At 49.4% G+C, this 14,495-nt stretch carries 13 protein-coding genes; 10 read left to right on the top strand and 3 right to left on the bottom strand.

The window, feature by feature from the left end:
• Positions 1 to 2: 2 nt before the first annotated feature.
• Positions 3 to 179, bottom strand: a complete 177-nt coding sequence (locus tag HMPREF9194_RS12330) for a hypothetical protein (RefSeq protein WP_156828021.1) — start codon at positions 177 to 179, stop codon at positions 3 to 5.
• Between the two features lie 157 nt (positions 180 to 336).
• Between HMPREF9194_RS12330 and HMPREF9194_RS08865 the strand changes: the two genes are divergently transcribed.
• The 5 genes from HMPREF9194_RS08865 to HMPREF9194_RS08845 all read left to right on the top strand — a co-directional run bounded on the left by HMPREF9194_RS08865 (position 337) and on the right by HMPREF9194_RS08845 (position 5,411).
• Entirely contained in the window at positions 337 to 1,332 is a 996-nt protein-coding gene (locus HMPREF9194_RS08865; RefSeq protein ID WP_016526036.1) for a LacI family DNA-binding transcriptional regulator, read from the top strand.
• Between the two features lie 36 nt (positions 1,333 to 1,368).
• On the top strand, positions 1,369 to 2,346 hold the full coding sequence (locus tag HMPREF9194_RS08860; protein ID WP_016526035.1) for a ComEC/Rec2 family competence protein: 978 nt from the start codon (positions 1,369 to 1,371) through the stop codon (positions 2,344 to 2,346).
• A 33-nt stretch (positions 2,347 to 2,379) separates the two neighbouring features.
• A complete protein-coding gene (locus tag HMPREF9194_RS08855) occupies positions 2,380 to 3,357 on the top strand; it encodes a Bug family tripartite tricarboxylate transporter substrate binding protein (RefSeq protein ID WP_016526034.1) in 978 nt (325 codons plus the stop codon).
• A 90-nt stretch (positions 3,358 to 3,447) separates the two neighbouring features.
• Positions 3,448 to 3,927 carry a tripartite tricarboxylate transporter TctB family protein gene (locus tag HMPREF9194_RS08850; RefSeq protein WP_016526033.1) on the top strand — a complete coding sequence of 160 codons (480 nt, stop codon included), beginning with the start codon at positions 3,448 to 3,450 and terminating at the stop codon, positions 3,925 to 3,927.
• A complete protein-coding gene (locus HMPREF9194_RS08845) occupies positions 3,924 to 5,411 on the top strand; it encodes a tripartite tricarboxylate transporter permease (RefSeq protein ID WP_016526032.1) in 1,488 nt (495 codons plus the stop codon). The genes HMPREF9194_RS08850 and HMPREF9194_RS08845 overlap by 4 nt, the downstream gene beginning before the upstream one ends.
• A gap of 6 nt (positions 5,412 to 5,417) precedes the next feature.
• On the opposite strand, the gene HMPREF9194_RS08840 is transcribed toward HMPREF9194_RS08845, so the two are convergent.
• A complete protein-coding gene (locus HMPREF9194_RS08840; protein WP_016526031.1) occupies positions 5,418 to 6,203 on the bottom strand; it encodes a hypothetical protein in 786 nt (261 codons plus the stop codon).
• 40 nt (positions 6,204 to 6,243) lie between these two features.
• Positions 6,244 to 7,470, bottom strand: coding sequence for a DUF8086 family protein (locus HMPREF9194_RS08835; protein ID WP_016526030.1), 1,227 nt, complete (start codon positions 7,468 to 7,470; stop codon positions 6,244 to 6,246).
• Positions 7,471 to 7,582: 112 nt separating this feature from the next.
• Here HMPREF9194_RS08835 and HMPREF9194_RS08830 point away from each other — a divergent pair, with 112 nt between their 5' ends.
• From HMPREF9194_RS08830 to HMPREF9194_RS08810, 5 genes are all read left to right on the top strand, one after another.
• The gene (locus HMPREF9194_RS08830; RefSeq protein WP_016526029.1) at positions 7,583 to 8,314 is read left to right on the top strand and encodes a TetR/AcrR family transcriptional regulator; all 732 of its coding nucleotides are present in this window, start codon (positions 7,583 to 7,585) and stop codon (positions 8,312 to 8,314) included.
• Between the two features lie 144 nt (positions 8,315 to 8,458).
• Entirely contained in the window at positions 8,459 to 9,835 is a 1,377-nt protein-coding gene (locus tag HMPREF9194_RS08825) for an MATE family efflux transporter (protein WP_040846294.1), read from the top strand.
• Between the two features lie 311 nt (positions 9,836 to 10,146).
• Positions 10,147 to 11,928, top strand: a complete 1,782-nt coding sequence (locus tag HMPREF9194_RS08820) for an ABC transporter ATP-binding protein (protein WP_016526027.1) — start codon at positions 10,147 to 10,149, stop codon at positions 11,926 to 11,928.
• A gap of 29 nt (positions 11,929 to 11,957) precedes the next feature.
• Positions 11,958 to 12,464, top strand: a complete 507-nt coding sequence (locus HMPREF9194_RS08815; RefSeq protein WP_016526026.1) for a methyltransferase family protein — start codon at positions 11,958 to 11,960, stop codon at positions 12,462 to 12,464.
• A gap of 2 nt (positions 12,465 to 12,466) precedes the next feature.
• Positions 12,467 to 14,386, top strand: coding sequence for an ABC transporter ATP-binding protein (locus HMPREF9194_RS08810; protein WP_016526025.1), 1,920 nt, complete (start codon positions 12,467 to 12,469; stop codon positions 14,384 to 14,386).
• Positions 14,387 to 14,495 lie beyond the last annotated feature (109 nt).

Here is a 14,495-nt window from a genome sequence, read left to right as displayed (position 1 = left end):
CTTCAAAAACTATATCGGCAAAAGTCGCAAACGTTGCCGTCGACATACTGTAATCTGATCATAAAACCCCAGTCCCGCGCGCTTTTAAATTGCCGTTCGGCTTCGTCTACGAGCGGAAAAAGTTCGTCGAGAATCGCTTGCGCGCTGCGTATTCTTTGAAGATTTTGTTCGTTTATCATTCGATTATACTGGCACGGAACGGATTGTCGGTACAGAGGCGAAAACGCGGTGTCTTAATTACACGTGTTCCGCCCCGCGTTCGTTATTTAAAAGTTGACAAAACGGAAAACTCGGCTTACACTAAAATGAGAACGTTTTCATGAAAGGTGGCGATTAATGAGGTCGACGATTTTGGATGTTGCGCATATATGCGGATATTCAAAGGCAACCGTGTCCCGCGCTTTTGCAAATCCGGAAATGGTATGCGAAACGACTAAAAAAGCCGTATACGACGCGGCAAAAAGACTGAATTACACTCCCGATGCGATAGCGCGGGCGATGGCGCGCAAACGTACCGACAATATCGGCTTTATAATATACGAAAAGCAGTACCCGGTTATCTTAAACCCGTTTTATTCGCAGGTTTTCGACGCCGTTTTGCAAACCGCAACTGAGAACGGTTACAGCGTTTTTATATCGTCCGACAGGGATTTGCGCTTGCCTAACGGCGAAATCTATATGAAAAAACATCTTGACGGTGCAATTATTGCCGGACAAACCGACGAGGCGACAATACAAAGCTTTCGCGCGCAGGGTATTCCCATTGTTATTTTAAACAATATCGTCGATGCGAATGAATTGCTTTGCGTTACCGCGGCCCATTACTGCGGCGCCGTGCGCGCGGTCGAATATCTGTTAAAAACGGGGCGGCGCAGAATAGCTTTGCTTTCCGGCCGTTTTTCGCCGCACATTTATAAATCGAGACGTAAGGGCTATACGGACGTTTTGGCGAAAAACAACATTCCGATCGATTCGGCGATAATTGCGGATATAGAACCGACCGTGCAGCACGCGTTCGATTGCGCCTCGGCGATGCTTTCGATGCCGAAGCCGCCGCAAGCTTTTTTTTGCACAAACGATACGATTGCGGTCGGCGCCGTAAAAGCCTGCTTGAGAAAGGGCGTGCGCATTCCCGACGATGCGGCGATTATCGGGTTCGACGACAGCGAAATAAGCCGGATTATCGAGCCGGAGTTGACGACCGTCAAAATCGACACCCATGCAATGGGGCGTTTGGCCGCTTCGCGTTTATTCGATTTGATAAACGGCAAAAGCGCCTTTACGCATGTAATCGAAACGGAAACGGAACTGGTCATACGCGGAACGGCATAAGGAAATTAAAGATAATTATAGGAAGGATAATAAATTATGAAAATGACTTGCATAAATGTCGGCTACGGAGATTCTTTGCTTTTGGAATGGGATGATTCCGTTATGCTTATAGACGGCGGCAGCGCCCTCGAATCCGAATTTGAAGGTTTTCCCGCCCGCATACGGTCGGCCGATTATTTGCAAAAAACGGGCATCGGCCGCATCGATACGCTTGTTATTACGCATATTCATGAAGATCATGTGTGCGGACTTACCGCATTGTTTGATAAGGCGGATATCAAACAAGTGTATATTCCTTTTCCGCCGGAACTTTTTAAAGACCGAAGCATTCCCGATGCGGCACCGGATGCGCCGGAAAACGTGCGGCTGTTTGCCCGCTCGCTGAAAGATTTTACGAAGATAATGGAAACATGCCGCGTACGGAAAATTCCCGTTAAAGAAATTTGTGCAGGAGATGTTTTAAATTGTGCCGGCGGTGCACGGCTATTCGTTTTGGGACCGAACGAAAAAGATAAAGAAGCGTTTTTATCCGGCTTGCGGGATTTTTTCGGCGCATCTGAAGAAAAACGGCAAAAGGTTCTGTTTCCGTATTTGGATTCGCTTTCCAATTCTGCAAGTTTGCTTCTTAAATTTTCATATAAAGACGTGCACATGCTCCTGTGCGCCGACAATTGTCCTTCGCATTGGGACAAAAAGTATTTTTCGCTGCTTAAAAATGTAACCGTTCTCAAACTCCCGCACCACGGACAGCGCGACTGCATCGATGAAGAAATTGTAAAACTTATGCCGCTGCAATACGCGCTCACAACCGCTTCGTCGGACCGACGGCATAACAGCGCAAATCCGGAAGTCTATAAAATTTTAACGAAGCTTTTCGAGAATAACGAAAAGTTTACGCTTCTTTTCAGCGACGCAAAAGAGTATCCGCCGTATTTTTTTGCGGAAAAACCCTTTCAGGCAATCGAGATGTCCTTTTCGGGAAAAGAGGCGCAGGTAAAATTCATACGGATATAATTTTACATAATATGTTTTTCGAAGGAGGTTTTTATGAAAAACAAAATGAAAACACCGGCATGCATTATTGCGGTTTTACTGATGTGTGCGGCGGTCTTTGCCAAAGGGCAATCGGACGGGAAGGGCGACGCGTTTCCCGCACGGCAGGTAACCATTATTATGCCGTGGGGCTTGGGCGGCGGGCCGGATACGATTGCGCGGCAAGTCGCTTCTTACGGCGAAAAGTATTTGGGCGTACCGGTAATCGTTGAAAACAAAACCGGCGGTGCCGGAACGATCGCGATGACGGCGGCTATGATGGCGAAGGACGACGGCTATACGATGGTTGTTGCCAACGGCCCGCTGTTTTCTTTGACGCCGGCGTTCCAAAAAGTAACGTATAAACTTTCGGATATTACGCCGCTTGTCGGCATGAGAATTGTGGAATTTGTCGTGCTGACCAATCCGTCAAAAAGCGGCATATCGACTTTGGAAGGATTAAAAAAAGCCGGTAAAACCATTAAGTACGCGACAACCGGCGGTCCCGGCAACGACAGCTACACGATGATTTCCGTGCTGTTCAAAAAACTCGGCATCCCGGCGGAGGCGGTTCCGTATAACGGCGGGCAGGACGCCATAAACGCATTGGCCGGCGGTCATGTCGATGTCGCCATCGGTTCGCCGCCCGTATACCGCGACTACGTTAAAAACGGACAGTTTGTGTGCTTGGGTACTTTTATTCCCGAAGGCATTGAAGTTGAAGGCATCGGCAGAATTCCTTCGTTCAAAGAACAGGGAATAGACGCGGAGTTCGTCGGCATGGATTATTTTGCCGTGCGTTCTTCGGTTGACGAGCACAAAAAAGCCGTTCTTACCGAATTCATCAAAAAAGTATACGCGGATCCCGAGTTCAAAAAATTTATGAAAGGAATGGGAATGGAAGCGTGGGGAGCCGGCGAAAAAGATATTTTAAAGAATATCGATGAACAAACCGGAGCGATGAAAGAATATATCGATTTGGTAAAAAAATAGGCAGGTGGGATGCGCCTCGAAAGCGGTCGAGCATCGCAAAAAAGATCCGCTTGAGGCGCCTCCTTCAATCTGTCGTTCGGAGTATGGCTTATGAAAATAAAATACAATAACGAAATGATTGCCGGCTCGACCTTTGCCGTAATTGCCGCAATCGGCTGGTTTTTAATTCCGTCGCAAATCGAAACGTATGAAAAATCTTCGATAAATGCAAAAACTTTTCCGGCTATCGCTTTGGGCGGTCTTTTTATATTTTCATGCGCGCTGTTTTTGCAGGGATTGTTTTTACGGCCGAAAAAAGAGGTTGACCTGCATTCGGGAATTATAAAATCGGAAGCGTTCAAAAAAGAAATCCGTTCCGTCATTTTTATTTTGCTGCTGCTTGCGTACGCATTTGTTATCGGAAAAATCGGCTTTCTTATCGCAACTTCGGCACTGGTCGCGGCGATACTGATTTTTTACGGCGCGCGCAAGTGGTACTATTATGCAATTGCGATTGCAACGGTTTTTATCGTGTATTTTGTTTTTTCGGTTATGCTTCATGTTTCGCTGCCGACGGGAGGTTTAATATGAACGTTGTCCTGCAGGGTTTGCATTTAATGCTTTCGTGGCAGAATTTTTTGATAATCTTTGTCGGCCTTGTTCTCGGTATTGTCGTCGGGGCGATTCCGGGATTGACTTCCGATTTGGGAATTATTTTGTGCATACCGCTTACGTACGGTATGGAACCCGTTATGGCCATATTGATGCTTTTGGCCATTTATTGCGGCGGAACGTACGGCGGATCGATTACCGCAATTTTAATCAATACGCCGGGAACATCGGCAAACGCCGCAACCTTGTTCGACGGTTATCCGATGACGCAAAAAGGCGAAGCGTACAAGGCGTTGTCTATGGCCATTTATGCTTCAACCATAGGCGGTTTGATAAGCGCTTTCGTTTTGCTTTTTGCGGCTCCTCAAATAGCAAAAGTAACGCTTTTGTTCGGGCCTGCCGAATATTTGTCGTTGGCCGTATTCGGACTTTCCGTTATTGCGGGCGTATCGAACAAAAGTATTTTTAAAGGTCTTATCGGCGCCTGTATCGGAATTTTCGTGTCGACGATGGGAATGGACAATATAAGCGGCGCGCAGCGCTTTACGTTTGACAACATCAATTTGCTGCGCGGGGTGGATCTTATCATCGCCCTTATCGGACTTTTTGCAATTTCGGAAATATTGATGAAATCGCAGTACAATCCGAAAACGGATCATAAAACCGTTTCGGCAAGCAGCGTTACAAAATGCAAAATTACAAAAGAAGAATATAAGCGCTGCAGAAAGCCCATTTCCATAGGGTCGCTTATCGGCGTTATTATCGGCGCCACTCCCGGAACGGGCGGCGGCTTGGCGGCATTCATTGCATACAATCAGGTAAAGCAAAGCTCAAAACATCCGGAAACTTTCGGTAAGGGCGAAATAGAAGGGGTTGCCGTTTCCGAGTCCGCGAATAACGGTGCGTGCGGAGCGACGATGATTCCCATGCTCACCTTGGGGGTTCCGGGCGACGGGGCGACGGCTATTTTGATGGGCGCTTTTATGGTGCACGGCATGATTCCCGGGCCGCGGCTCTTTATCGATCAGGGCGATATTCTGTATGCGATTATGCTCGGCTTAATCGTCGTAAATATTTTTATGTATATAGCGGGGAAGGTGTTTATACGTTTTTACGCCCACATAACGCGCATACCGTATGAGGTGCTCGCCTGTATCGTTTTAACCTTTTGTTTGGCCGGTTCGTATTCCACGAATAACAGTATTTACGATATGTATATTATTATCGTGTTCGGTATTATATCGTATTTTTTGCGGCGTATGGATTTTCAGCTGGTTCCTATTTTGCTCGGCATCGTTTTGGGGCCTCTTGCGGAAGCCAACTTCCGCCGTGCACTGATCCTTTCGGACGGTTCTTTAAGCATCTTTGTAACCCGCCCCATAAGCTTGTGCTTTTTGCTGATTGCGGCAGGCTCTCTTATTTTGTTCGCCGTAAAGAACGGAAAGCGTGCAAAAACCGATTAAAAACGTTTACATCGCCGGCGGAACGATGCGTATACCGACGATGAGCATGCTGCGGTCAAGACCGCGCTTGTCGGCAAGGGCGCCGGCCGAAAGATAGGCTTTGGCACCGACACCTGCTGCAAGGCCGCTCGGGAAAACGTAGTCCCAGGAAAACTGAACCGACGGGTATACAAAGCGCCCGTTTTTCCAAAACCAGCCGTTTATTTCCTGCAAGTCGGAAGCGGAAACTCCCGAGCGCAGTGCGGGCGCGGCAAAACGCACTAAAAACGATATGCCCGCTCCGGAGGAAAAAACCGAGCGGCCTCTTGCAAATGCGAATACGACGGGCGTATCGACCATAATTGCCGGAACATATGCGGCGCGCTGTTCAACTTCCGCCGGGACGGCTTTTTTTTGTGTGATGTCCCACAAATAGTAGCCGTCGAAAAAATGTCCGTGCGGGGCAAAATAGAGGTTTTGCATTCCCGCGGCATGAAGCGGGAAGCGTGCGCCGGCTCCTATCGTAAAGCGGATCGGGGACGGAGCGCCTTGTTTTTCGGTGTTTAAAATTCCGACGACTCCGGCCGTAAAAATCAATTTACCCGGCGAAGGCTTGCCTGCTTGCGAATGCTCGGCTCCGGTATTGTCGGTATCACTGTTGCCGGCGGTGCTTTGTTCTTCCGTTTGCGCGCCGGAAATTTCTTTGCTGCCGCTTTCCTGCGCTTGTGTTCCCTGTGCGTGTAAAAAAAACGAACTCGAAAATAAAATAAATGCCGAAATCGTGAGCGCGCATATTTTTTTTCCGATTTTCATTTTTGCCTTCCTTTATTAACCGGACAGCTTGCAGCCGGCATTATTCGGCATCTTCTTGCCGGTACAAAATCCGTTCCAAATCGACCGCCAAAAAACCGCTGCGGCCGGTTTCAAAAAAAGCGGTTTCTTCCCATGATACGAAAAGAGTCGAGCCGGCGATTAAAGCGCACGAATACGTATAACCTGCCGGAAGGCGCGGCAGCTTAAAGGCGACCGGCCTTCCTTCGTTAACGACGTGCTTCATCGGAAGCGTGCCGATAAAGCATACCGTTCCGTCTTCAAAAACCGCCGCCGAAAAATCCGCGCCCGAAGACGCATAGGCTTGGCGCGCTTTCGGCGCATGTTCGCGCCGCACAAAACGCTCCGCCGCCGAAGAGCCGTCGGAAAAAACTTCCAAGTACCACGGTACCGATGCGGGAACGGGGGCCAGTAAATCTTTCAGTCCGGCGCTCATTGCTGAAGCCGGCTGAGGTTTTACCGTGTCGCGGAATTCCTGCACACCGATGTTTTTTACGATAATGTCCGGCTTAAAACCCGACGTACCGCTTTCGGCCGATATCGGCGCGCGCGCGAACGCGGTAATCGGTTCGACCGTGTAAAACGAGTACGCATAAAATTCGGTTCGGTCGGTTTGAGCCGCTTTAAAAAGCGCGTACCAGATATCGTTTATAAAAAAAAGTTCGCGAAGCTGTGCGCCGTGCGGGCGGTCAAAATCGCCGCCGTTTAACAGCGGAATGAAATTCCGATTTTCCGTCGAATATTCGATTAAAAAAGCTTCGTTTTGATCGTTTTTTAGCTGCGGATTGCCGGCGGAAAAAATGCTGTTTGTGTACAGGTTGAACACCGGTCTTTCGTCAATGCAAAAAAGCGAACCCGCGGCTGCGGACAAAAACAAATCCGGATCTTTTACAAGCTGTGTTTTCGACGCGATGCCCTGCTTTTGCAAACCCGAAGCGCTCGGACACACGAGCATGCCAAGCTTGTTGACGAGAAAATAACCGGTGCCGTTTATGAGCGCGGAGGAGGTAATCCGCACGGCTTCCGTCCACGGTTTTTTTTGCCGCTTGGGAGCGTTGCGCGGAACGTCCGTTTCTTTAAAGCCTTCGTCGGTAAAATAAAACCAGCGGTGCGTCATATCGGCGTATGCGGAACGCGAATTCAAAATGCGTGAATACCCCGACGTCAAATCCTTTCCGTTTTTTTTTGCACAGGATGCAAGACAGCAGCATACAATGCACAGGCCGCAGATAAAAAGAATCTTCTTCATCACTAATACAGTGTACTCTTCAAATCGGCTAATTTCAAGTACTCGCGGAAATATATACTCATCCGAACATTGACAAAGTGATGAAAACATATTAGCGTTGTTTACGATCGATATGAAAGCAAACGCAGCAAAATGCGAACCCGGAAAAACGAAAGCGTATTCGAAATTGCCGGTACAATCGCGACAATCATCGGAACAATCGACGAAACACGCACAGACAAAAGCGCCGAACTCCAAAGAACGCATTTTGGAGTGTGCCGCTTCCGAATTTTTGCAAAAGGGCTGGGCAAAAAGTTCGATGCGTACTATTGCAAAACTTGCAGGCGTTACGACCGGCTCTCTGTATTTTCATTTTAAAAATAAGGAAGCGCTTTTCGACGCGCTCGTAAAAGACGTGTACGATGCTCTTTTGGCAAACCACCGCGCAATGTACGACGTCTTTTTCAGCATGCCGCCCGATACGGAAAAGCGGCGTGCCTTCCGTTTTGAAGGCCGCAAGAAAACGGTCGACTTCGTGTACGAACATTACCGGGCGGTAAAGCTGCTCGTGTGCGGTTCGGCCGGCACCCGCTATGCCGATTTTTTTTCGCTCATGATGGAAGATACGTACAAAGCCGATGTGCGCGCTTTGTCGTCGCTCAAAGACTGCGGCGGCGTACTGCGTCCCGGCATAGACTTACGCCTGTATTCGGCGGTCGACAAAAGCTTTTGGAACTGCCTGTTCGAAACCGTCCGCTTGGACATTCCCTACGAAGGCGCGCTCAAATATGTCGCCCTGCTCGACGAATTTTATGAAGCCGGCTGGCGGAAGATTTTGTGCGGAAACCGCCCCGCCGGAGAATAAAACCTGCGTTGCATCATCTATGGTGAACGGTAATTGTTGTTTGCACAATATTCATATAGTCAACCGTTCATTGAAATGCTATTTTCCGAAGCATTGCGGTTTTCCCCGTTGACAGTTGTTCGCTTTATTGCACAATGGGTTATTATGAACGATGAAAAACAAAAACAGCGTATTTTAAACGGCGGCTTGTGGAAGCTTATCTTCGATTTTTCGTGGCCGGCGGTAGTCGCCATGTCGCTTTTGGGCGCGAACAATGTGCTCGACGGTATCTTTGTCGGCCGCCTTGTAGGGCGGGAAGCGCTTGCCGGTATTTCCGTAGTTCTTCCGCCCCTGCTTGCGTTGATCGGTTTTGCCCTGTTGTGCGGAACGGGAGCGGGCTCGCTTTTGAGCATTGCGATCGGGGCCGGCGACAGGGATATTCAAAAAAAACTGTTGGGTAATATGAATACGCTCATGCTTATGAGCGCGCTCTTTTTGATGTGCAGCGGTTTTGCGTTTTCGCACCGCATCGTTTTTTTGATGGGAGGGCGCGGCGAAGCTTTGGTACTCGGCGAAACATATTATCGGACTTTGCTGTACGGCGCTCCGTTTTGGATTTACGCAATCGCTTCCAATGCGCTTATCCGCTCGGAAGGTAAGATGAAAACCGGAGCGCTGATTATGGCCTGCGGTCTTGCGTGCAACGCGTGCGCGAATTATATTTTGATGGTGATTTTCGGCATGGGCATAGAGGGAGCTGCATGGGGAACGAATATCGGCATGGCCCTGCAATCGTTTATCGGCATTGCGTACTTTTTGCGCAAACCGCTCGCCGGCGAATTCGGTCCGTTCCGGCAAACCTTTGCATTTCGCTTTGACAAAAATATTATCGCAAAGATTTCCGGCATGGGACTGTCCGCCTTTATTATGCAGATTATGATGGGCGTGCAAAGCGTGCTTGTTTTGAATGTGCTGAGCGCCTACGGCGGCGAAGCCGATATAGCCTTTTACGGCGTCGTTACGCGCCTTTTCAGCTTTGTCGTGCAGCCGCTTTCGGGACTTATGATTGCCCTGCCGCCGATTATCGGGATTAATTTCGGGGCGGCAAAACCGGAGCGGGTTATTGCGGGCTTTAAATACTTTTTAGCGGCGGCGCTTGCGCTCATTATACCGTTTTGGTTGTGCATGCTTATCTTCCCCGAAGGCGCCGTATCGATTATGATGAAAAACTCTTCGCTGAGCGCATCCGATATGCTGAACTTCAGGCTCTATATGGCTTTGCTGCCCGTTATGCCGCTTACCTTTTTGACGCTTGCGTTTTTTCCGGTAATCAATAAGGGGCACATCGCGTCAATCATCGGCATTTTGCAGCAAATTGTCTTATACGTTCCGGCCATGCTTGTTTTGCCGATCTTTACCGGAGTTGCCGGCGTATATTACGGCACTTTTTTGATTGAATTGACGACGGCATTTCCCATCCTCATATTGCTCAAACGCGAATTCCGCTTGCTGCGCTCCGGTCGTACCAAGTGGGAAGGGTGATTGCTTTTATGAGGAATACCCGGGCAGGCATCCTATTGTTGATACGATTTTTGGTTTTGTTTTAAAGAACTTCGGCTGTTTGCCGCTTTTCTCCTTGACAAATTTTTTTGCGCTTTGTATTGTAACGGTGTTATGTTAGTTTAGACTAAAATAATAGCGGTTAAAACGAGCGGCACAAATCGCTCGCTTTAACTTTGAGTTTGCGCCGCAAACACGGTTATGTACTGCGCTTTTTCAACCGGCGTGTACGAAAGCGCTGAAAACTTTTTTCGGAAACTTCGGCTTTTTACAAAAAGTTTTATGGAGAAATTATGCTGCAAAGATTTTTTGCCTTGTCGGATGCGGGAACGCGCAATGTGCGTGTGTCGATTATTCTTTCGGTCGTTATCAATTTGTTTTTGATGGTGCCGCTCGGACTTTCGCTGTATGTACTGCAGTATTTTTTGGCGCGCATTATGCAGCAGGGTTTTCGTTCTCCGAATGTATGGGCGGTGTCGGCGGCCGGTGCCGCGATGATAGCCGTGCTGTTCATTCTCGAAAAACTGAAGTACGGCAGAACGTACAACGGAGCGTATGAAGAAGCGGCGAACGTGCGCATTTCACTTGCCGAATCGCTTCGCAAGCTGCCGCTGTCGTATTTCGGCAGGCAGGATCTGTCATATTTGACATCGACGCTGTTGAACGACGTTACGACGATCGAACAAGCGCTTTCGAACGTCGTGCCGGAAATGTTCGGCGGCATTATTTCCATTGTGATTGCGGCCGCGCTTTTGGCGTTTTTGGATTGGCGCATGACGATCGCGCTGTTCGTTTGTGCCGTCGCCGGATTTTTTGTCATCGTCGCCTGCCGCAAACTGTCGGAAAAAAAGATGAAAAGCGTCATTGTGCGCAAAGACGCGATATACGATTCGCTGCAGCAGATGATCGACAATGTAAAAGTGCTGAAGTCTTCCGATAAAAAAACTTCGTATGTGCAAAAGCTTAAAAACGATATTACCGAAACAACGGGTGCCGCGCTCAAAGCTGAAGCTTCGATGGGCGCGCTTATGTTCGGCATGGCCGCCCTTGTTCGCTTCGGCTTTCCGCTTGTGATTTCGTACGGTGCGTATCTTTTGTTGCAAGGCCGAATCGAACTGTTGACGTACGTCGTCTTTTTGCTGGTTGCCTGCCGCATCTTCGATCCGTTGACGACGGTGTTTATGCTGCTTGCCGAATTCTTTTATACGCTGATTGCGGTTGAACGCAAGCAGGCGATTGTCAATTACCCCAAACAGACGGGAAGCGAAATTTTTAAGCCGGACGGTTACGATATTCGTTACGACAATGTATCGTTTTCGTATAACGAACCGAGCGGAGGCGTTTCCGCAGAACGCAAAGGTGATGCGGCCGGCGCAGGCGAAGACACGGTAAGCGGCATCGACTTTACCGCAAAGCAGGGCGAAATTACCGCCCTTGTCGGACACTCGGGCTGCGGAAAATCCACGATTGCCCGCTTGGCCGCACGCTTTTGGGACGCTTCATCGGGCACGGTGAGCGTCGGCGGCGTCGACGTTTCCGCCGTGGATCCTGAAACCCTGCTCGCAGCCTTTTCGATTGTGTTTCAGGACGTCGTGCTTTTTAACGATACGGTATACAACAATATTTTGATCGGCAACCGAAACGCGACCAAAGAGCAAGTGCTTGCCGCCGCAAAAGCCGCGCAGTGCGATTCATTTATCGAAAAATTGCCGCAAGGCTACGACACGGAAATCGGTGAAAACGGCTACACGCTTTCGGGCGGAGAACGCCAGCGGCTTTCCATCGCACGCGCCCTTTTAAAAGACGCGCCGATCATCCTCTTGGACGAAGCAACTGCCGCCCTCGACCCCGAAAACGAAACGATTATTCAGCATGCCATCGGTACGCTTATAAAAGGTAAAACCGTTATCGTTATCGCGCACCGTTTGCGTACGGTCGAAAACGCCGACAAAATCATCGTACTCAACAAGGGAACGATTGCCGAAACCGGCACCCATTCCGAGTTGATGGAAAAGAACGGCATTTATCGACAGATGTACAGGCTGCAGCGGGAAAGCGAGCAGTGGTCGGCATAATAATTGTTAACGGTAATAGGTGATTGTCTATGAATGAAACGAAAGAAAATGAGCAAGAGCATCTTCCGGTGATGGGCGTCGGACCGGTGTGCATCGCGATTATGATTGCGCTCACGGCTGCGGGCACTGCGCTTGTAAAATTCGGTGTGCTTGGCGGCGGAAATGTGAACGGCACGCGAACCGCAATTCTTTTTGTCATTGCCGGAATCCTGTGCATTGCGGGCGGCATTGCACTGTGGTGCGCGGCGGTATTCGGCGCGCGCATCGACATTAAAATAAAATCGAACCGGCTTGCAACCGGCGGCGTGTATGCTCTTGTGCGCAATCCCATTTATTCGGCATTTTTATTTATTTGTACCGGCGCACTGCTGTTTTGCCGGAATCGGTACGTATTGATTTTGCCGCCGCTTTTTTGGCTGTACCTTACCGTGTTTATGAAATTGACGGAAGAAAAATGGCTTGCCGAACGCTTCGGCGATGAATATAGCGCATATTGCAAACGGGTCAACCGCTTTATTCCGTGGAAAAGAGGATGAATATGAATGAAGCAAAAAAACGGGCATCGGAAAATCGGACGGAAAATCGAAAGCTGGCGGAGCCGCGCGCGGAACGAAATCCCGCCAAACAGCAAGCGATCAAGCGGCTTTTAAGCTATGCGGGGAAAAGCCGGGCGTTTTTATCGCTGTCGCTCGTACTTTCCGGCTTGAGCGCCCTTGTGAGTTTTGTGCCGTATATCATGGTGTATTTTGTAATGCGCGATGTAATCGCCGCCGCTATAGCAAACGAAGCGGTAAACGCCGCCTCCCTTGCACGCTGCGGGCTGTGGGCAGTCGGTTCGGCCGCTGCGGGCTTTGTGCTGTATTATGCGGCGCTCATGCTTTCGCACGCAACCGCGTTTACGATTCAGCAAAACCTTTCGATCCGGATGACGGAAGCGCTTGCGGAACTGCCCGTCGGCTGGCACATCACGCACGAAAGCGGCAAGGTGCGCAAGGTGTTTGAAAAGAACGTCAATCAGCTTGAAACGCTCATCGCGCACAATCTGCCCGACATCGCGCAAAACATCGTGTCGCCCTTTGCGATACTCGCTCTCATGCTGATTTTCGATTGGCGGCTCGGACTTATCTCGCTTATTCCGCTCGTACTCGCCTTTGTTTTACAGGCGGTTTTAATGCGGATCAGCTCAAACTCGGGCTTTATGCAAAAGTACGAAGACGCGCTCGAACAGATGAACAACGCCGGTACCGAATACGTGCGCGGTATTTCGGTTATCAAAACCTTTAATCAGTCCGTGTATTATTTTAAGAATTTTTATACGTCGATTATGAACTACAAAGAGTTCGTCCTGCAATATTCGATGTCGTGGGAAAACGGCTATGCAATTTTTTTATCGCTCATCAAAATGGGATTTTTGTTCCTGCTGCCCGCAGCCCTTTTGATGGCAGGCAGTACAACGCTCGATCCGCGCTTTTTTTACAGCTTTGTATTTTATCTTGCCTTTGCACCGGTTACCTACGGTATGCTGATGAAGATTATGTACGCCAATTCGTTCCATCAGCGATCGAACGATGCACTCAACCGTATCGAAGACATACTGCAAGCACCGCCGACAAAGGAACCGGAAAAATCAACGCTGCCCGAAAAATACGATATAGAATTTAAGGATGTGGTATTTTCGTATAAAACGGAAACGGCCGGAGCTGCTGAGGCGGCCGCAGGGAACACAAACCCCGGCGGCGATAAAATACCGCAAACCGCCGCCCGCCCCGCCGTGAACGGCATCGGTTTGTATATCCCCGAACATTCGCTGACCGCGTTGGTTGGGCCTTCAGGCGGCGGCAAAACCACCCTCGTCAATTTGCTCGGCCGCTTTTGGGAAGTCGATTCGGGTTCGATCAGCATCGGCGGCGTCGATATCCGCGATATTAAAACAAGCGACCTTTTGCACACCGTCGGCTTTGTGTTTCAGGAAAATAAGCTTTTTAAAGAAAGCATTTTTGAAAATATCCGCTACGGCAAAAAAGACGCAAGCCGCGAAGAAGTGCTTGACGCGCTTCGCAAAGCCGAGTGCATGGACATCATCGAAAAACTGCCGGCCGGTATAGACACCGTCTACGGTACCAAGGGCACCTATGTATCCGGCGGAGAAGCGCAGCGGCTTGCCATTGCCCGCGCCCTGCTGCAGGACGCACCGATTATTGTACTTGACGAAGCGACCGCCTTTGCCGACGCCGAAAACGAATACAAAATCAAAAAAACCTTCGACATGCTGCTCAAAGACAAAACCGTCATTATGATCGCCCACCGCCTTTCGTCGGTCGTAAATGCCGATAAAATCTGCGTCATCGATGAGGGCAGGGTTGCCGAAACGGGAACGCATGCCGAGCTGCTCGCGCGCAAAGGTCTTTATGCCGGTATGTGGGAGAACTTCAAAAAAGGCATCGAGTGGAAGGTTTAAAAATCGGACATCCTAAGTCCGATTTTTAACTCGAGTTTGCTCCGCAAACTCGGGCACGTATGGCGTTCCCGGCATCCATGCCGGAACGTACGGGGCAAATACCTCGCCC

The organism is Treponema maltophilum ATCC 51939, assembly GCF_000413055.1.
Lineage (GTDB): Bacteria > Spirochaetota > Spirochaetia > Treponematales > Treponemataceae > Treponema_C > Treponema_C maltophilum.
The sequence above is the reverse complement of the archived record's forward strand: the minus strand, read 5'-3'. Positions and strand labels throughout refer to the sequence as shown.